The organism is Rhizobium leguminosarum, assembly GCF_001679785.1.
GTDB lineage: Bacteria > Pseudomonadota > Alphaproteobacteria > Rhizobiales > Rhizobiaceae > Rhizobium > Rhizobium leguminosarum_R.
The window spans coordinates 129,942-148,470 of the sequence record NZ_CP016287.1; the positions used below are offsets into that span (position 1 = coordinate 129,942).

The window sequence follows — 18,529 nt, forward strand, 5'->3', positions numbered from 1 at the left end:
AGTCAGAGAAAACGGGCGAGAAAAGCCTGTGTCCGGGGATGTTGCGGATTGCCGATGACATCCTCAGGCTTGCCCATCTCGACGACATTGCCGCCGTCCATGAACACGACGCGATCGGCCGCCTCACGGGCGAAACCGATCTCGTGGGTCACAACGATCATGGTCAGGCCCTGCTTGGCGAGATCGCGCATGGTGGAGAGAACTTCGCCGACGAGCTCTGGGTCGAGCGCCGAGGTGGGCTCATCGAACAGCATCAGCTTTGGCTTGATCGCCAGGGCGCGGGCGATGGCGACGCGCTGCTGTTGCCCGCCGGAGAGCTGACGGGGATAGCTGCCCGCCTTTTCCGACAGCCCCACCCGCTCCAAAAGCCGCATGGCGTTCTCCGTTGCGGCCTTGCGGCTTTCTCCGTGCACGCCAATCGGGGCCTCGACGATATTTTGCAGCACCGTCATATGCGGATAGAGATTGAACTGCTGGAACACCATGCCGATCTTGCGCCGCTGGCTGGCGATCCCGTTGCTCGACAGCTTTTCCAGCCGGTCTTTGCGAAGGCGATAGCCGATCTGCTCGCCATCGACTTCGATGAACCCCTTGTTGATCGCCTCGAGATGGTTGATGCAACGCAGGAAGGTCGACTTTCCCGAGCCGGACGGGCCGAGCACCACGACGACTTCACCCGGCATGACGTCGAGGTCGATCCCCTTCAGCACTTCGAGCTGGTCGAAGGACTTGTGGACATTGCGGGCTCTGACGAGAGGCTTTGCAATTTCGGCACCGGTCAATGGCTTGCCTCCTCGACAAGGGTCTCGGATTTGGCGGCGGCGGCATTGTTGCGCCGTTCGCTGCGGCCGTAATAGGCCTCGATATAGCTCTGGCCGAGATTGAGGATGGAGGTGATAAGCAAGTACCAGAGGACCGCGACCAGCAGCATCGGCACGATCTCGAAGGTGCGATTGTAGATCGACTGGACGGAATAGAGCAGATCGGCCATGGCGATGACGCTAACGAGGGACGTTGCCTTGATCATGCTGATCAGCTGGTTGCCCGTCGGCGGTACGATCGAGCGCATGGCCTGCGGAATGATGATCCGCCACAGCGCCCTCGCCTTGGTCATGCCGAAGGCTTCCGCCGTCTCGAACTGGCCGCGATCGACCGAGAGCAGGCCGCCACGAATGATCTCGGCCATGTAGGCCGCTTCGTTCAAGGCCAGGCCGACGATCGCGGCCGTCATCGGCGTGATCACCGAATTGGTCTCCCAGCTGGCGAGCGTCGGACCGAACGGAACGGTGATCGAAAGTTCGGGAAAGAGGGTCGAGAGATTGTACCAGAAGATCAGCTGTACCAGGAGCGGCGTGCCGCGAAAGAACCAGATGAACAGTGACGCCAGCGAACTGGCGAGCCGGTCATTCGACAGCCGGGCGATCGCCAGTCCGAGGCCGAGCACGATGCCGATGGCCATCGCGACCACCGTCAGCCCCAAGCTGACGTAAAGGCCGCTGATGACAGTCGGATCGAAGAAATAAGCAGCGACGACAGGCCAGCCGAAATTCTCGTTATGAGCGACGATCCACAGGAAGTTCGCGGCAATCAGAAGCACCACCACCCACAGGGCGAGCCGGCCCGTTTGAAAAGGCTTGTGGGCGTGGGCAACATCCCGGAAGTCCGCACCGCCCGAAGGCGGTGCGGCAGTCGTGCGGTCATTGCTCATTTCGGCACGGCTCCACCAAGATTGAGGCCGGGCTGCTTGATCATGTTGTTCTCAAGACCCCATTTCTTCATGATGGCGGCATAGGCGCCGTTATCCATCAACGCCTTGATCGAGTCGAGCAGAACGGGGCCGAGCGGCGAGCCCTTCGGCACGACGGCGCCCTGATAGAGATCCTCAAACCCGTTTTTCTGGCCGACGCCGCTCAATTCCAGCTGGCCGTTTGCCTGAGACACGAAATAGGTCAGCGGTGCTTGCGAGGAGAAGAAGGCATCGGCGCGTTTGGAGCGGACCGCCAGGATCGAGCTCGGCTGGTCGGTGTAGGACTGCACTTCGGGCTCGGGCTTGCCCGCCGCCTTGCACTTTTCGACCTGGGCCTGGATTACCTTTTCGGCGGAGCCGCCGGCCATGACTGCAATGCGATTGCCACAGGCGCTGTCGAGCGAGGTGATGGCCTTCGGATTGCCCTTCTGGACGGAGAAGACCACGTATTCCTGAACCCAGTCGACGAAATCATTGGCCTCTTCACGGGTCTTGAAGTCACCGATGGGGCCGAAGGCGAATTGGTATCGGCCGGAATTGATGCCGGCGAGCAACGCACTCAACCCGCTGACGGTTTCGTGCTCGATCTCGACGCCGAGCATCTGGCCGATCGCATCGGTCAGATCGGCGCTGGCGCCGGTCAATTTCGTACCGGTGACGATCTCATAGGGAGGAAAGGAACCGTTGTTGACGGAAATCATCTTGCCGTCCGTGCGGATCTTCTCCGGCAGGCGGGCGCGAAGAGCGTCGTTGACGGTCTGTTTTGGCACGGCCGTCTCCTGAGCGAAGACCGACGTCGTCATCATCAGGCCCAGCAGGGCGGCGGAAGCGGTCAGTTTCAAATGCATGTCATTCCCCTTTTTTCGTTTGCTAGTTTGGTGGTCAACGATGAGGCCGCTTTCACTACGCCATCTTCACCGGGACTTGGCGTGCCACGGAAACAGCTCGGCGGGCGTCAAAAGGCGCGGCATGATCTTCTGTTCATAGAGTTCCTCGGCAAAGTCGGCGATCATCGCCTCGTTCTCGGCAAGCCCGCTGGCCCTCCAGGTCGGCGGCAGATCGGCCGCGCAGCGGCGCAGTTCGTCGATCATCCAGGGCGTGGTTTCGGCGTATTTCTCACGCTTTTCCAGCCAGATACGCTGGGACTCGTCGATCAATTCGCTGAGTTCATCCATGATCCAGGGATGCTCCTGGACGATGTCAGCCTTGAAGCCGATCAGATGCATGCCCGGGACATAGCCGACCTCGTTGAGGTAAGCGACTTCAGCGGCGCGGAAATCATCTAGCACCTGGCGGAGCGGCGATTCCTGATCGAAGAAACCCTTCGGCATGAAAGGGGTGAACACGGCATCGAGCCCACCATCCAGCAAAAGGTCGACCATAGGGCGCTCGCCGGGAGCAGCCTCGATGCGGCCGGGCCGTCCAAAACCATCGAGACGGTCGACGATCGGATGAGCCTCCGTCAGGCGCCCGGCATACCACATCACGTCCTCGACGCCGACGCCTTCCCGGCGCAAAGCGGCACGGGTCCAGGTATTTCCGGAATCGCGCCAGCCGGTCACGCCGATGTTCTTGCCAGTGAGATCGGAGAGCTTGCGGATCGGACTTTCCTTGGTGGTGATGATGCAGCGATGGCGGAAGCCGCGCATGATGAAGTTCGGCATGCCAATGACCCGATCATCCCCGTCATGGCGCATCTGCGAATAGCGGCTGAAGGACATTTCCGCGGCGTCATGCGCCGCGTCATCGGCGAGGCTTGAGATCAGCGTGCCCACACGATCCACTTTGATATCGAGACGGGAAGAACTGACGTCACCGAGCACGAGCGGTGTCATGTAATCCCAGTCCCGGAGGGCGATGCGAAGCGTCACAGGCATGCAGAAGCTCACTGAAATGGCTCGACGAGGGGCAAATTAAATGTTCAAAGTAGAGAGTACAAATGTTATTACGTTATTGAACATTTAAAGTGAGCGAAAAATGGGCGACACCGTCGAAGCCTCCTGGTTTGCCGAAAAAATAGCCGACCGCAGCATCCGGGGGATCGCTCTCGAAACGAGCGCGCTGATCCGTGCCGGTGTCCTGCCCATTGGAACGCGGCTGCCGGCGATCCGCGATATCGCTTACGAATTGCATGTCAGTCCGGCAACAATCTCCGAAGCCTGGAGCGAATTGCGGCGGCAGAAGATCATCAGCGGCCGGGGGCGCAACGGCACCTGGGTCAGCGGCGACCGCTTTGTGGCCAAGCCGGAACGTCTCGCCAGCTCGGGAAATTATGCGGCAGGTGTGCTCGACCTCACCTTAGCCGGGCCGGATGCAGCACTTCTTCCGCGCCTCGCCGAAGCAATGGCCTATGGCGCGACCGTCGATGATCTCAACAGCTATGAGCGCAGCCGGATCGTCCCTGAGTTGAAGGACGCCGTTTCAGAGCGATGGCCTTACGAGGCGGAAGCCTTTCTGGCCACCAATGGCGGTTACAACGCCGTCTATACGATATTGCATGCTCTGGTTTCCTCGGGTTCGTCGGTCGCGATCGAACATCCGACCGCGATGCGGCTGCTCGATATTCTGGAAGATCTCGGCGTGAAAATCATCCCTGTCGCCTGCGACGGCGAAGGCCCCCTGCCGGATTCGCTGCGCGAAGCATTGCAGCAACGTCCGGCAGCTTTCCTGTTCCAGCCGCGGCTGCATTCCGTGACCGGCGTTACGGTCAGTTCATCCCGCCTCGGTCAGCTCGGCGATGTGCTGGAAGACAGCGATACGCTTGTCATCGAGGATGACGGCGTCGGCGACGTGTCGGCGGCACCTCCGCAGTCGCTCGGCGGCCGATTTGCGGAGCGGACGATCCATATCCTCTCACTCTCGAAAAGCCTCGGCCCGGATCTGCGTCTCGCGGTCCTGTCGAGTTCCGCGCCGATCGTCGACCAGATCCAGTCTTACCGCTCCTTCAGCGCCGGCTGGACCAGCCGTATCCTGCAAGGTGCCGCCGCCTGGCTACTGCGCGATCCGGCAACCTGGCGGCTCATCGCCGAGGCGCGTGAGATCTATCAGCAGAGGCGGGACGCTCTTGCCGATGCGCTCAGCGAACGGGGCATAGCGATAGCGGCAGGGCAGGGCCTGTGCCTTTGGGTGCCCGTCGTCTCCGAACCATTCGCGATGGTGACGCTCGCCGCACGCAATATCGCCGTCAACCCGGGCAGCAAATTCTCCGTCCTGCCAAGCAGTCATATCCGTGTCGCGACCAGCACGCTCGGCGATCGCTGCGAGGAAGCCGCCGATGCGATCGCGCTGGCTCATGCGCCGTGAAAGGCAGGGCCGCAGCCTCTCTGATTCCCAGTCATTCCACACAAATCCGGAAACTACTTTCCCTCAAGCCATTCCTGCAGCTCTGCCTCAGCCCGCTCCAGTGCGCTGTAGTTCAGGAGTTTGCGCAGGAAAGCGACGGTGACGGCGCGGGCGCGTAGATTGAAGCGGCCGTCCTCGTGGTCGTCGCCGGCGCTCTGGTAGACGTCGAGCTTGTCGTAGAGCTGCTGCAGGCGGTTCTGCACGCTGCGCAGCGAAAGGCCCCGACGTTTGGCGATGGCCCGGTCGGTGAGGCCGAGCGCGATATCGACGAGGATTTCGTATTCGGAATCGGTAAAGCCGTTCGTCTGGCCGAGGCTCTTCTGCTGCAGGCCCCGCACCTCGCGGTCGATGACGCACTGGCTCTCGATGAAGATCGAGCGCAGCGCAAGCTTCAGCCGCTCGTCGGAGGCGGATTTCAGCACATAGCCATAGGCGGCGCCATCCGGCACGATGCGGGAGACGCCGCGCACATAGGCCTCGTCCGAGTAGTTCGACCAGAACAGGATGCGGGTCTCGGGCCGCTCCTTCCAGATGGTGCGCGCCGCCTCGATGCCGTTGCGGTTCGCCATCTGCAGGTCCATGACGATATGCGCCGACTTGTGGTCGCGGGCGAGCTTCTCGCCGACGGTTCCGTTCTCCGCCTCGATCACCGTGTCGCATTCGGGCAGAGCCGCGTTGACCGCCTCGTGCAGATAGGATCGGTGCAGCGGGTCGTCCTCGACGATCAGAACCTTCATTGTGCCCTTCTCCTCAGTTTGGCCCGCTCGGCGGGTCGTTCGATGCGAGCGGCAGCACGACGCGCACCGCAGTCCCGCGATTGTTGTGGCCGGGCCCGGTCGTGAAGCGCGCCGAAATCAGCCGCGCACGGGTCTTCATATTGTCGATGCCGCCGCCGATCCGTCCCCGCGCCTTGGCGAGGCCGGTCCCGTCGTCGGAGATTTCGATCGACAGTCGATCGTCGTCGATCTCGAGCCGCACCATGACGGCCAGCGGGGCAGCATGGCGCACCGCATTGTTGATCGCCTCCTGGGCGATCCGGAACAGCGCGACGCTGACGGTCGGTTCCAGTCGCTCCAGCGCGCCATGCGTCTCGTCGACGAGGCCCCACTCGATCCCCGATCCCGTGTCGCGGGTCGATCGGTCCAGATGATGCTCGATCGCCTGGGCGAGGCCGAAGAGCTGGAGCACGGAGGGTTTTGCCTGCTCGATGATCTGCCGCAGATCCTGCATGCAATGCTGCAGCGAACGGGAGACGGGCTCCAGCGCCTCAGGCGCCACCTCGCCATTGCGCGACAGGCGATCGATCCGGCGGGCGAGCCGCGTCAGGTCGGCGAGCGTCTGGTCGTGCAGATCCATGCCGATGCGCTGGCGTTCCTGCTCCAGCGCTTCGGTAAGCTTCAGCGCACCTTGCCGCAAGCCCTCCTCGCGGGCGCGGGCCTCTGCCTCGACAATGGCCGAGCGTTGCGCCTGCTCGGCCGCCTGCAGCGCAAAGAAATAGGGCGTCAGCAGGTCGGCGATGATGCGGGCGCGTTCGATATCCTCCATCGTATAGACGCCCGCCCTGTGCGACGAACAGGAAAGTGCCGCGATGATCGTGCCCTGCACCTTCATCGGCACATGCAAGCGGCTCCTCAGCGACTGTTCGACGATCGGCCGCTTGAAGGCGCCTTCGAAGTGGAAACGCGGGTCGGTCATGGCGTCGTCCGCCAGCAGAAAATCCACCTCGCCCCAGAGCAGCGAACGGATGGGGCTGTTGACAACAGGCGCGCCGGCCAGGCCGCCCCAAGCGGTCTCGATGCCCGTCTCATAGGCCGTGTGGTAGTTGCCGCCCTCAAGCAGCACGCAGACATCGAGATGGTCGTGCGGGATGATATGGGCGACCTCGGCCGCGACGGAACGGATAGCCGAGCGGAAGTCGAGCTGGCCCGCGAGCAGCCGGGAAATGCCGAGATAATGGTCGAACATGGCTGCGGGTACGAGATGCAGCATCGTCAGTTCCTCCCCGAGGCGGCAGCAGGCTCCTCAACCCGCCGCGACCCTTCGCAGTAAGCGCCCGCGGAAGCGCCGCCGTCTTGCGTAAACCCGCAGCTTGTTGCGCAAATCCCGCAAACGGATTGCAGCCTTGCCCCTGTACAGGCCGGTCGATCTCCCGCATCCTGCCCTTACTGAGAGGAGGAAGCTCAGTGCAAGAACAATTTTCACTCGGACCCAATTGGGCCGGCAGGAGTGAAGCGATCCGCCGACCAGCGCGATCATTAGGGAGGAAGACATGACAATCCGTAAGATGCTTCTGGCATCGGCCGCTATTGCTTGCGCCGCGATGCCCGTTTCCGCCTTTGCCGACACGTCGGCCAAGAAGATCGCCCTTTCCAACAACTATGCCGGCAACTCGTGGCGCCAGGCCATGCTGACGAGCTGGGGCAAAGTGACGGGCGAAGCCGTGAAGGCCGGCACCGTTGCCGCAGCCGACCCTTTCACCACCGCCGAGAACCAGGCGACGGAACAGGCCGCGCAGATCCAGAACATGATCCTGCAGGGTTATGACGCCATCGTGCTGAACGCCGCCTCGCCGACGGCGCTGAACGGTGCGGTCAAGGAAGCCTGCGACGCCGGCATCACCGTCGTGTCCTTCGACGGTATCGTCACCGAACCCTGCGCCTGGCGTATCGCCGTCAACTTCAAGGAAATGGGCCGCAGTGAGGTCGAGTACTTGTCGAAGAAACTTCCGGACGGCGGCAACCTGCTCGAGATCCGCGGCCTTGCCGGTGTCTTCGTCGACGACGAAATCTCGGCGGGCATCCACGAGGGCGTCAAGCAGTTCCCGCAGTTCAAGATTGTCGGCTCCGTTCACGGCGACTGGGCGCAGGACGTGGCGCAGAAGGCTGTTGCCGGCATCCTGCCGAGCCTGCCTGACATCGTTGGCGTGGTAACGCAGGGCGGCGACGGCTATGGCGCCGCACAGGCGATTGCAGCGACCGACCGGAAGATGCCGATCATTATCATGGGCAACCGCGAAGACGAACTGAAGTGGTGGAAGGAGCAGAAGGACGCGAAGGGCTACGAGACCATGTCCGTGTCCATCGCGCCCGGCGTTTCCACGCTCGCCTTCTGGGTGGCACAACAGATCCTCGACGGCAAGGAAGTCAAGAAGGACCTCGTCGTGCCCTTCCTGCGCATCGACCAGGACAATCTCGAAACCAACCTCGCCAATACCCAGGCCGGCGGCGTCGCCAACGTGGAATACACGCAGGCAGACGCAATCAAGGTCATCGAGTCAGCAAAGTAATTCTCCCGGCGACTGCCGCGCGGCCGCAGAAGGTCGCGCGGCATTTTTTGCAAGCAGGCATGGCGGGCAGCATGGATGACGTTTTGAAGGCGGTGATCGCCGTCGATGGCGCCAAGGTGAGTTTCGGCGCAGTCAGGGCACTCGATGGCGTGACCCTTCGCGTCATGCCGGGCGAATGCGTCGGGCTTGTCGGGCACAATGGAGCCGGCAAGTCCACCATCGTCAGCGTCATCAACGGCGGTCTCACCCCGCACGAAGGAAGCGTTGCGAGCGACGGCGAACGGCTGGAGCGTTACGGCATCAACGCTGCGCGTGCCCGCGGCGTGCGCTGCGTCTTCCAGGAGCTTTCGCTCTGCCCCAACCTTTCGATCGTCGAGAACACGCGCATCATGCATCGCCATCTCGGAGGCTTCGGCTGGCGACGGCGCGCCGCAAAAATCATCGAGACGAGCCTCGACGCCGTCTTTCCCGGCCACGGCATCGACAGCAGCAGGGCCGTGGGAGATCTTTCGATCGCCGAGCGGCAGATGGTCGAGATCGCTATGGCCTTTTCCGACTCCGGCATTGCGCCGAGGCTGGTGATCCTCGACGAACCAACCTCGTCGCTCGATGCAAGCCTTGCCCGCCAGATGCTCGACCATGTCCGCCGCTTCATTGCCACGGGCGGGTCCGTCATCTTCATCTCGCATATCCTGCACGAGATCCTCGAAACCTCCGACCGCATCGTCGTCATGAAGGACGGCCGCGTCGTCGCCGAACGCCCGGCGCGGGGCTTTGACCATCACGGCCTCGTGGAGGCCATGGGAACCGTTGCGAAGGAGGAAACCAAGCGCTCGGCCCGCGAACAATCCACCGCTCCGCTCATTCTGTCCCATCAGGCGAAAGGCCTTTCCTTTGCGGCCCGCAAGGGCGAGATCATCGGACTGGCGGGCCTGGCGGGCCATGGGCAGACCGAGCTCCTGCTCGCCCTGCACACCGCCCAGTCCAGCAACTGGCTGCCTGAGCGCGATCCGCTCGTCACCTTCGTTGCCGGCGACCGCCGCCTCAACGGCGTCTTTGAACTCTGGAGCATCCTGCGCAACTTCTCCATCGCCTCGCTCGGTGACCTCTCCCGTCGCGGCCTCATCCTCGCGGGCGAAGAAGAGGCGAAGGGCGCCGACTGGAAGCGGCGGATCGAGATCCGCACCCCCGATATGGACAACCGCATCCTGTCGCTTTCGGGCGGCAACCAGCAGAAGGTGCTCTTTGCCCGCGCGCTTGCGACGCGCGCACCTGTTGTCCTGATGGACGATCCGATGCGCGGTGTCGACGTCGGCACCAAGCAGGAGGTCTACGCGATCATCCGCGAGGAAGCGGCGCGCGGCCGCACCTTAATCTGGTATTCGACCGAGATGGACGAGGTTCGCCTCTGCGACCGCGTCTACGTCTTCCGCGAAGGCCGCATCACGGCCGAACTCGCCGGCGACGCCGTCAACGAGAAGAACATCATCGCCGCCTCCTTCGAAGGGGTCGCCGCATGACGTTCCGGCTGTCGTCCGACGCCCTGCGTCTTGCCATTCCCGCCCTGTCGTTGACGCTGCTGCTTGCCGCCGTCTTTTGGCTGCAGCCGCGCGCCATGAGCTATGTCGGGCTCAACCTGCTGTTCAACCTGGCTGTGCCCATCGCGCTTGCGACGATCGCCCAGATGATCGTGATGGCGGTCAACGATCTCGATCTCTCGATGGGCGCCTTCGTCAGTTTCGTCGCCTGCGTCACCGCGACCTTTCTGCGGGATGCTCCCGTGATCGGCGTGCTGATCCTTGCCGGCGCGATCGCAACCTATGCGGCGCTCGGCGTCGTCATCTATCTGCGCAACCTGCCGTCCATTGTCGTGACCCTCGGCATGAGCTTCGTCTGGGGCGGCCTTGCCGTATTGCTGCTGCCGGCACCCGGCGGGCAGGCGCCGGACTGGGTGCGCTGGCTGATGACCGTCAAGCCGCCGCTGGCGCCGATGGCGATCGTTGCCAGCATCGTTATCGCTTTGGTCGCCCACCTTCTCGTCATGCGGTCGTCGCTCGGCGTGCTGATGCGCGGCATCGGCGGTAACCAGCGTTCGGTCGAGCGCGCCGGCTGGTCGATTGTCGGGGCGCGCGCTGCCGCCTATGGTCTTGCCGGCCTCTTTGCCGTGCTCGCCGGCATCGCCCTCGTCGGACTGACGACCTCGGCCGATGCCAATATCGCGCTGCGCTACACGCTGCTGTCGATCGCCGGCGTGATCCTTGGCGGCGGCGAGTTTATTGGCGGCCGCGTTTCCCCGATCGGCGCCGTCATCGGCGCGCTGACGCTGACGCTCGCCGGCTCGTTCCTCTCCTTCCTGCGCATCTCGCCGGACTGGCAGATCGGAGCTCAGGGCGCGATCCTGATCATTGTGCTGGCACTTCGGCTGATGCTGAACCGCCTGGAGAAGCGGGAGAAACGCCGATGACCCCGCTCCTTCGCCTGTTCCGCAAACCCTGGATCTGGTCGTGGCTTGCCGCCTTTGTCGTCTGGTTCCTGACGATCATGGTGACGCTCGGCGCCAGCACGCTTGGCCTGTCGCAGGCAGCCCTCACCTTCGCAGCCTTTTCGGTGATCGTCGGCATCGGCCAGATGTTCGTCATCACGCTCGGCCCCGGCAATATCGATCTCTCGGTTCCCGCCACCATGACGCTTGCCGGCACGGTGGCGCTGAAGCTGATGAATGTCGAAAACGGCATGATCCTGCCTGGTCTTCTCGTTGCCATCGTCATCGGCCTTGTCGTCGGCCTCGGCAATTATGCGCTCATCAAGGCGCTGCGCATTCCGCCGATCATCGCGACACTGTCCATGAGCTTCATCGTGCAGTCTGCGGCGATCTGGACGAACCGGGGCTTGCGCATAAAGCCGCCGAGCGTGCTGGCGGAATTCACCACGTCGACCACGCTCGGCGTGCCGAATGTGGCGATCGTCGCATTCCTGATCTCGCTGCTTGCCTGGTTCCTGCTCGAGAAGACGATCTACGGACGCTGGATTTCGGCGATCGGCCAGAGCATGCCGGCTGCGCGCATGGCCGGCATACCAGTCGACGGCACACGCTTCGTCACCTACCTCTTCTGCGCCGTGCTCGCATCGGTCGCAGGCTATCTGCTCGCCTGCTTCTCCGGCGGCGCGGCGCTCAACATGGGCTCGGAATATCTCCTGATGTCGATCGCCGTCGTCGTGATCGGCGGCACGGCGGTTGCCGGCGGCGATTCCAACGTGCCGGGCATCTGGGGCGCATCGCTCTTCATGTTCCTGGTCGTCTCCATGCTCAACACCTACGGGCTCGGCGCGGGCATCCGCCTGATCATGACCGGCCTCATCATCATCAGCGTCATCATGCTCGCCGGCGGTCGCCGGGCCGGCATGCGATAAACGGAAAGACCGCCATGGCCGAGGCCAGTATCTACGAAATCCACGACCCGCGCTTCCGGCAGATGATCGTAACGAGCGCCGGTCTCGACGAGCTCTATTCCGGCTGCCGCTGGGCGGAAGGTCCCGTCTGGTTCAACGATGCGAACCAACTGCTCTGGAGCGACATTCCCAACCAGCGCATGCTGCGATGGACGCCCGAAAGCGGCGTCTCCGTCTATCGCCAGCCGTCCAACTTCACCAACGGCCATACGCGCGACCGGCAGGGACGGTTGATCTCCTGCGAACATGGGACGCGCCGCGTCACACGCACCGAAATCGACGGCTCGATCACCGTGCTCGCCGACCGTTTCGAGGGCGCAAGACTCAATTCGCCGAACGATGTGGTGGTGAAATCAGACGGCACGATCTGGTTCACCGACCCCACCTACGGCATCATGTCGGACTACGAAGGCTTTCGCGCCGAGCCGGTGCAACCGACGCGCAACGTCTACCGGCTCGATCCGGCGACCGGCGAAATTGCGGCTGTCGTCACGGATTTCATCCAGCCGAACGGCCTTGCCTTCTCGCCCGACGAGACAATCCTCTATGTGGCGGATTCGGCCGCCAGCCACGACGAAAGCCTGCCGCGCCACATCCGCGCTTTCGACGTGGTCAACGGCAGCAGCCTGGCAAACGGCCGCGTCTTCTGCCTCATCGACAACGGCATCCCGGACGGTATCCGCACCGACGTGAACGGAAACCTCTGGTCGAGCGCGGGCGATGGCGTGCATTGCTTCGACCGGGCGGGCAAACTGATCGGCAAAATCCGCGTACCGCAAACCGTCGCCAACCTTACCTTTGGCGGCCCCCAACGCAACCGGCTGTTCATCGCGGCGACGCGGTCGGTTTATTCGGTCTATGTTGCAGTGAGTGGGGCTCAGGTGCCGTAACATCACGATTTCATCCCGCGTTGATCGAAATTGAATCGGGGACCCGCGGGTTAGGAGGACGGCGCGCCAGTCATTGACAGGCGCGCTGCAGCCGCGACATGCACTGGAACCAGCAGACGTACCCCATCATGGCGCTTGCGATCTCACTGCGTTCAGCAAGCCGACCCGACCTGCTCCTTCCCTTTACCGTCTTCCTGCTACTGCGCCGGCTCCAGAATCGCGCAATCCTCCCCGCCGGTGCACTCTCCCGAGAGAGTGCGCTGACCGAGGGCAATGATAAGGACGGTCGCGGTCCCGGCCGCCGCGGACACCCAGAATCCGCTCTGGGGACCGTAGCTGTCGACGACCCAGCCCGTGACGAAGGCGCCAAGCGCCATACCGATGCCGATGCCGGTCATCACCCAGGTGACACCTTCCGTCAGCACCGATTCCGGCACGCGACGTTCAATCAGTCCGAAGGCCGTTATAAAGGTCGGCGAGATCGCGATGCCGCTGACGAAGACGGCGATAGCAAGCAGGGTTACCGAACTGCCGGCGACGAGCAGCGGCAGCGAGGTCAGTGCGAGGATCGCAACGGCGATCAGCAACTGACGGTGCAAGGGGATACGCAGATTAAGCGCGCCGAGGGTCAAACCCACTAGGAAGGAACCGAGGGCATAGACACCGATCACTAGGCTTGCCGCATTCGGCTGACCAAGCTCCTTGGTGATGGCGACAACACTCACTTCAGCGGTTGCGAAGATCGCGCCGACGAAGATCAGCGCGAGCGTGATGATCTGCACCGGACGCTGGCGGATCGCGGAGCCAACCGAAGCCGCGCCGGCGACATGACGCACCTTCGGCTCGGTGCCGCGCTGCACGATGAAGGCGGCCGTCCCGAGCGCCAGAAAAGCTGTGCTCACCATCATGCCGGCTTCCGGGAACAGGGCCACGGCCAGCCCGACCGACAGCGAGGCGCCGGCGATATAGACCAGTTCGTCCGCGGCACTTTCGAACGCGAAGGCGGTGTTGAGCTCGGGCCGGTTGCGAAAGAGTTCCGTCCAGCGCGCCCGCATCAGCGCCGGAATGCTCGGCATGGCTGCCGCGAGGAAGGCTGAGGCGAACAGCGTCCATACCGGCCAGTTCTGGTTGGTCGCGGTGATCAGCGCGATAAACGCCAGCACGGATACGATGGTTGTGGGAACGACGACTGCCGTCTGGCCCAGTCGGTCGACCGCTCGCGAGATCTGCGGCGAGATCACCGCATTGGTGAGCGCATAGGTCGCCGACACGGCGCCTGCCAGCCAATATTCGCCGTGTGCCTGGGAGAGCATGGCAACGATGCCGATCGGCGCCATGGCGATGGGAAGCCGTGCGAAAAAGCCGGCTGCGGAGAAGCCCTTGGCCCCAGATGCCGCGAATATTTGTTTATACGGATTTGACATAGGATGATCCTTCCAGCTATCGGATAGAACACTTATATACGGAGCGTATGCGTTTAGATAATGCATACGTCCCGTATGTCAATGAAAAAGATACGCGGCGTATGCCAATGGAGAAGCCATGCGCAAACCGCGCCAGGAGATGATCGCAGAGACCCGCGGCAAACTGATCGCAGCCGGGCGGCGTGCCTTTGGCACGATCGGCTACGCGGAAGCCTCGATGGACGATTTCACCGGCGAAGCGGGACTGACGCGCGGGGCCCTTTATCACCACTTCGGTGACAAGAGGGGTCTGCTCCAGGCGGTGATCATGGAAATCGACGCGGAAATGACGGAGCGGCTGAACGAGGTCTCGGCCGCCGCTCCCACGCGCTGGCAGGGTTTTGTCGACGAGTGCTCCGCTTATATCGAAATGGCGCTTGAGCCCGAAATCCAGCGTATCATGTTTCGCGATGGCCCGGCTGTCCTCGGCGATATCTCGCAATGGCAGAACACCCCGGCTGTATCGCCGCCCTCTCCCGCAGTCTCGACCGTCTCAAGGCCGATGGCGAGATCATCGACATCGACACCGAAACCGCCGCTCGCCTCATCAATGGCGCCAGCAGCCATATGGCGCTTTGGATCGCCAATGCCGAGAGTCCGGAGGCGGTTTCGAAGCGGGCGGTCGCCGGATTCAAGGCTATGCTGGGGAGCCTTCGCAGGCAGGCATGAGGTGTTTGATGTCCTGTTCGGGAGCTTGGCGAGAGTTCCGATTGCGGCGCGGCACCGGGGCCACCTCGCTGTCTTCCGCAGGTCAGTTCATTACGCCACCGGCAGCCAATACCTCGTCCGGCGTGTCGACGTCGAGCAAGGCCGCGTCGCCAACATCGACATCGAGAACGGGCATGCCTGATGTGGCGATGATACCGCGCGCGCCGACATCACCTTGAAGTCGGAGGACTGCCTGATTGAGAGAACGTGGCAGAATGACGGGATTGCCGGGCTTACCCCGCGAGACGGCGCGCACCACAGCCTCGCCGCCCGAGTTGCGAAAGGCGGAAATCAGGGCATCGAGATGCGTCGTGGTAATGCCGGGCATATCGGCGAGCATGACGAGAATGCCTTCGGCGCTGTCAGCGTCCCTCGATGAGAATCCTGCTATGAGCGAGCTCGCCATGCCGCTGGCGTAATCGGGATTATCGATGAAAGTCAGAGCGAGCCCATCGAGCGCGGCCTCGATCTCGCTCCTGCGATGGCCCGTGACGACAATAACGGACGCGGCATCCGCAGCGAGCGCAGTCAATGCTGATCGCCGCACGAGCGGCACGCCGTCGAATTCGGCCAACAGCTTGTGCTTGCCGCCCTCACCCATCCGGCTTGCCTTGCCGGCAGCGAGAATGACGATCGCGACTGACGCCTTACGCATAAGCCACCAGTCTTGCCGCGGCGACATCCGCCAGAACCGACAGGGCGAGCGAGGTTGCATCTCGCGTCGGGCCGAACATCCCGATGGGCGCCTTGATACGACCGATGTCGTCGCGTCTGAACCCCATGGCTGTCAATCGCTCGACACGCCGATGATGCGTCCGCGCGCTGCCGAGTGCGCCGATGTAAAAGGCAGGCGAGTGAAGCGCAGTCTCGAGAATGGCGGCTTCGGCGTCGAGGTCATGATGCAGGAGCACAACGGCCGTGAAGGGGTCGATGATCTCGGCTGCGACCCTGCCCCCCTCGCCCTGTTCCCTGACGATCACGTCGTAGCCGGAAGCCTCGGCCAGTCGTGCAACGGCCTGCGCTTCGATCGTCTGCCCGGAAAGGACGACGCGGGTGCGGGGACGGTAGACGGTCACGAACTCCCGCTCGAGCCAGCATGCCCGTGGCAGTGGGTCTACCGGTTCGAGGGTCTGCCGCTCTGGCGAATATGCAAGGCGGGCTGCCTGCCTCCGTTCGAGACGATCCAGAACATGCCGCAAAGCGCCGACATCTTTGAGGACATGGATTGCAACGGTGATCCCGCCGCCGCAGGGAAGGACAATGTCGAAGAAGGGAGAGCCATCGCCGAACTTGACCGTGCGGTCGCGCCCTTGCGCCATGGCCAGAAGCGCTTCGGAAGCGACGGCGGCTTCGACGCATCCGCCGGAGACATAGCCGCAGAACCGCCCGTCCGCGGCAACCGCCATATGAGCGCCGAGCGCCCGCGCAGCGCCGCCGCGGATGTCGACAAGGGTGGCAAGTGCCGTCGCGCCAAGACCCTGGGCGTCTATTGCGAAGCGAAGCAGTTCCGCAGGATCGTCGGTGGACGATGCCCTGACGGGAATTGGCGCCGTGATGGGCGCGAGCGTCTGATCCATCGGAAATCCTACAGGAAGCGACGGCGGTCCGGGTTTGAGACCGCGGTAGTACAAGATGTCTCAATTCAGCGAAAGCACAGTGCGGCCCATCCACTTGCCGTCTTTGTTGAGGAATAAATCCACATCACGGCAACGGCCTGATAGTCCCACGCTTGAATCCTGTTGCTTCCAAACGCTCGCGCAAGTTTCTGTCGACCCGCCCGCGAAGCGACTGGCTCAGGACAGCGGCCGGAAACCCCTATGTCCGTAGCCGTGATCGTAGCGAAATCGGGTGCTAACCGTCAATGGCGTGGCTGGCCTGCTTTAACCCCCGCCTTGAAGGCGGTTTGAACTGCGGAGCCGGTTACAAGTCGCAGTGAGGACATCATCCGTGATCGGAGAGAGAGATCAACCAACGCTCTATATCGTCAGCATCCGTCACGTCTGCGTACTTCTGATGCATGTCGTAAAGATTGGCCTCATGCGGCGCCTGGGCCCGATCAGCGCAGCAATCGGCCGGGACCAACACGTTGAAGCCTGACTGCACGGCATCGACGACGGTTGCCCGGACGCAGCCTGAGGTCGTCGCACCGGCGACAACCAGCGTGTCGACGCCGGCACCGGTGAGAAGCGCGGCAAGAGACGTCCCATGGAATGCGGATGCGCCCTTCTTGGTGATCACAGGGTCGCCGGGCTGGATACCGGTGGCCGCATCGATCTCCACAAGCCGGCTGCCCTCGATCAGCGCCGTCATGCCGGTTGCCTTGCGCAACCAGGGCAGTTTGTTCAGTTCACCCGGATGATAGGCGATGGTCGTATAGATCACCGGCATCCCCTTGACGCGGGCAATATCGGTGAGCTGCCGTGTGGCAGCAATAGCCGTCGTCATGTCGGCAGCCGTCGGATAGGTCGTGTCGGTGAACCCGTAGGTGAAATCAACGACGACGATTCCCGGGCGAATGCCCCGCGGGACGGGCTGCCCGAACCCCGCGGTCTTGTAGGTTTCCTGCTGCGACATGTGTTACCCCTCAGGCTGGAAAGAGTGCTCGTCAGCCACGCACCATCTGGATTTCCTTCACAACAATGTCGCCGTCGATGACGACCGGTTCGTCGTCTAGGAACAGCGAGCATCCGCGCATGGGAATATCGAGGTGGCAGGCCGTATCGTTGGGGCCACCCAATTCGTTGTTGGGGCCGGTGGAGAACATAACGTTGCCATAGAAGCTGCGCGGTTCCATGCCCATGCCGCCCGGGAAGGCGCCGGGGACCAGGTTGTGCCATTTCGCATGCGGGTTCATGCCCCAGCCGACATGGCTCATGCCCATGCCACGCGGATCGTTGAAATCCTCCATGTAGGATTTGACCAATTGCGCGTCGAGCCCGCCACGAATGTCGGTCACCCAGCCCTTCTCGATGGTGTAGACGATCGGATCGCGGACGTAGATGTTCTGCGGCAGGAGAATGTCGCCGGGTGCCACCACGATCTGACCGTCCACACCGTCGTCGTCACCACCGGTGAAGACGAAGCCTGACGGCCAGTGGTCCCAACGGCCGGGCTCGTCGGTACAAGCATATTCGGTGATCGTCGGATAAGTATTGAGTTTGTAGCTAATGTCGGTTCCATGTGGCGAGGTGATCCGCATGACCTTGGCCTTGGCCAACATGACACCGGCGATTTCGACCTTCTCGCGGATCTCCTTCGTCGGCAACATGCGAGCCAGCAGTTCTGGTGGCTCCACGGCGGTCAGGATGCGCGTTCCAGCCGCCTGGATTGCCATCTGCTCCGGCGAAAACAACAGGAAGATGCAGTCGATCAGCATATCGCAGGCCTTCAGCGCCTCGACCGCATCGGGCATGGCGGCAAGGCCAGTGACGCCGACATTCCAGCCGCCGACCGGCAGGGGTGCGGGCAGGCGCATGTGATACATGCTTGCGCCGAGGCGCTGGCCCGCCGCCATGAAGGCGTCCGCATAGTCCAGTCGATCACTACCCTGCGTAAGCACGATCAGTTTTTCGCCTTCGCGAACACCAGACATCTTCAACTGGTGCAGGCAGATTTCGGTGAAGCTCGCATGGTCCATGGCTGG

Annotated in this window: 17 protein-coding genes and 1 pseudogene; 7 read left to right on the forward strand and 11 right to left on the reverse strand. The window is 62.8% G+C overall.

The features are described from left to right. Window positions 1-2: 2 nt before the first annotated feature. The 4 genes from BA011_RS25040 to BA011_RS25055 form a co-directional block, all read right to left on the reverse strand. Window positions 3-782 (reverse strand): amino acid ABC transporter ATP-binding protein, encoded by a 780-nt coding sequence (locus BA011_RS25040; RefSeq protein WP_033183125.1) that lies wholly within the window; start codon window positions 780-782, stop codon window positions 3-5. Then, window positions 779-1,708: an amino acid ABC transporter permease gene (locus tag BA011_RS25045; RefSeq protein WP_065282753.1), complete on the reverse strand. Its 930-nt coding sequence runs from the start codon at window positions 1,706-1,708 to the stop codon at window positions 779-781. The genes BA011_RS25040 and BA011_RS25045 overlap by 4 nt, the downstream gene beginning before the upstream one ends. After that, on the reverse strand, window positions 1,705-2,595 hold the full coding sequence (locus BA011_RS25050; protein ID WP_065282754.1) for an ABC transporter substrate-binding protein: 891 nt from the start codon (window positions 2,593-2,595) through the stop codon (window positions 1,705-1,707). Before BA011_RS25050 ends, BA011_RS25045 begins: the two co-directional genes overlap by 4 nt. 66 nt (window positions 2,596-2,661) lie before the next feature. Next, window positions 2,662-3,624 (reverse strand): nitrate ABC transporter substrate-binding protein, encoded by a 963-nt coding sequence (locus BA011_RS25055; protein ID WP_065282755.1) that lies wholly within the window; start codon window positions 3,622-3,624, stop codon window positions 2,662-2,664. A gap of 100 nt (window positions 3,625-3,724) precedes the next feature. Here BA011_RS25055 and BA011_RS25060 point away from each other — a divergent pair, with 100 nt between their 5' ends. Continuing rightward, on the forward strand, window positions 3,725-5,050 hold the full coding sequence (locus BA011_RS25060) for a PLP-dependent aminotransferase family protein (protein WP_065282756.1): 1,326 nt from the start codon (window positions 3,725-3,727) through the stop codon (window positions 5,048-5,050). Between the two features lie 53 nt (window positions 5,051-5,103). Here BA011_RS25060 and BA011_RS25065 read toward each other — a convergent pair whose 3' ends face one another. Then, window positions 5,104-5,826 (reverse strand): response regulator transcription factor, encoded by a 723-nt coding sequence (locus BA011_RS25065; protein WP_003562390.1) that lies wholly within the window; start codon window positions 5,824-5,826, stop codon window positions 5,104-5,106. Between the two features lie 13 nt (window positions 5,827-5,839). Then, on the reverse strand, window positions 5,840-7,078 hold the full coding sequence (locus BA011_RS25070) for a GAF domain-containing sensor histidine kinase (RefSeq protein WP_065282757.1): 1,239 nt from the start codon (window positions 7,076-7,078) through the stop codon (window positions 5,840-5,842). Between the two features lie 280 nt (window positions 7,079-7,358). Here BA011_RS25070 and BA011_RS25075 point away from each other — a divergent pair, with 280 nt between their 5' ends. The 5 genes from BA011_RS25075 (at window position 7,359) to BA011_RS25095 (ending at window position 12,715) form a co-directional block, all read left to right on the forward strand. Next, window positions 7,359-8,375, forward strand: a complete 1,017-nt coding sequence (locus BA011_RS25075; protein WP_065282758.1) for an ABC transporter substrate-binding protein — start codon at window positions 7,359-7,361, stop codon at window positions 8,373-8,375. 71 nt (window positions 8,376-8,446) lie between these two features. Further along, entirely contained in the window at window positions 8,447-9,895 is a 1,449-nt protein-coding gene (locus BA011_RS25080) for a sugar ABC transporter ATP-binding protein (RefSeq protein WP_065283505.1), read from the forward strand. Further along, window positions 9,892-10,839, forward strand: a complete 948-nt coding sequence (locus BA011_RS25085; RefSeq protein WP_025396864.1) for an ABC transporter permease — start codon at window positions 9,892-9,894, stop codon at window positions 10,837-10,839. The genes BA011_RS25080 and BA011_RS25085 overlap by 4 nt, the downstream gene beginning before the upstream one ends. Further along, window positions 10,836-11,786, forward strand: coding sequence for an ABC transporter permease (locus tag BA011_RS25090; RefSeq protein WP_065282759.1), 951 nt, complete (start codon window positions 10,836-10,838; stop codon window positions 11,784-11,786). Before BA011_RS25085 ends, BA011_RS25090 begins: the two co-directional genes overlap by 4 nt. A gap of 14 nt (window positions 11,787-11,800) precedes the next feature. Continuing rightward, window positions 11,801-12,715 carry an SMP-30/gluconolactonase/LRE family protein gene (locus BA011_RS25095; RefSeq protein WP_065282760.1) on the forward strand — a complete coding sequence of 305 codons (915 nt, stop codon included), beginning with the start codon at window positions 11,801-11,803 and terminating at the stop codon, window positions 12,713-12,715. A gap of 197 nt (window positions 12,716-12,912) precedes the next feature. On the opposite strand, the gene BA011_RS25100 is transcribed toward BA011_RS25095, so the two are convergent. Next, on the reverse strand, window positions 12,913-14,139 hold the full coding sequence (locus tag BA011_RS25100; RefSeq protein WP_065282761.1) for an MFS transporter: 1,227 nt from the start codon (window positions 14,137-14,139) through the stop codon (window positions 12,913-12,915). Between the two features lie 118 nt (window positions 14,140-14,257). Here BA011_RS25100 and BA011_RS25105 point away from each other — a divergent pair. Further along, window positions 14,258-14,847 (forward strand): annotated as a pseudogene (locus BA011_RS25105) (TetR/AcrR family transcriptional regulator). An 82-nt stretch (window positions 14,848-14,929) separates the two neighbouring features. Here BA011_RS25105 and BA011_RS25110 read toward each other — a convergent pair. From BA011_RS25110 to BA011_RS25125, 4 genes are all read right to left on the reverse strand, one after another. Next, window positions 14,930-15,541, reverse strand: coding sequence for a nucleotidyltransferase family protein (locus BA011_RS25110; RefSeq protein WP_065282762.1), 612 nt, complete (start codon window positions 15,539-15,541; stop codon window positions 14,930-14,932). After that, window positions 15,534-16,463, reverse strand: a complete 930-nt coding sequence (locus BA011_RS25115; protein WP_065282763.1) for an XdhC family protein — start codon at window positions 16,461-16,463, stop codon at window positions 15,534-15,536. The genes BA011_RS25110 and BA011_RS25115 overlap by 8 nt, the downstream gene beginning before the upstream one ends. A 364-nt stretch (window positions 16,464-16,827) precedes the next feature. Then, a complete protein-coding gene (locus BA011_RS25120; RefSeq protein WP_065282764.1) occupies window positions 16,828-17,460 on the reverse strand; it encodes an isochorismatase family protein in 633 nt (210 codons plus the stop codon). A gap of 31 nt (window positions 17,461-17,491) precedes the next feature. After that, window positions 17,492-18,523, reverse strand: a complete 1,032-nt coding sequence (locus BA011_RS25125) for a hypothetical protein (protein WP_062945233.1) — start codon at window positions 18,521-18,523, stop codon at window positions 17,492-17,494. Window positions 18,524-18,529: the final 6 nt, after the last annotated feature.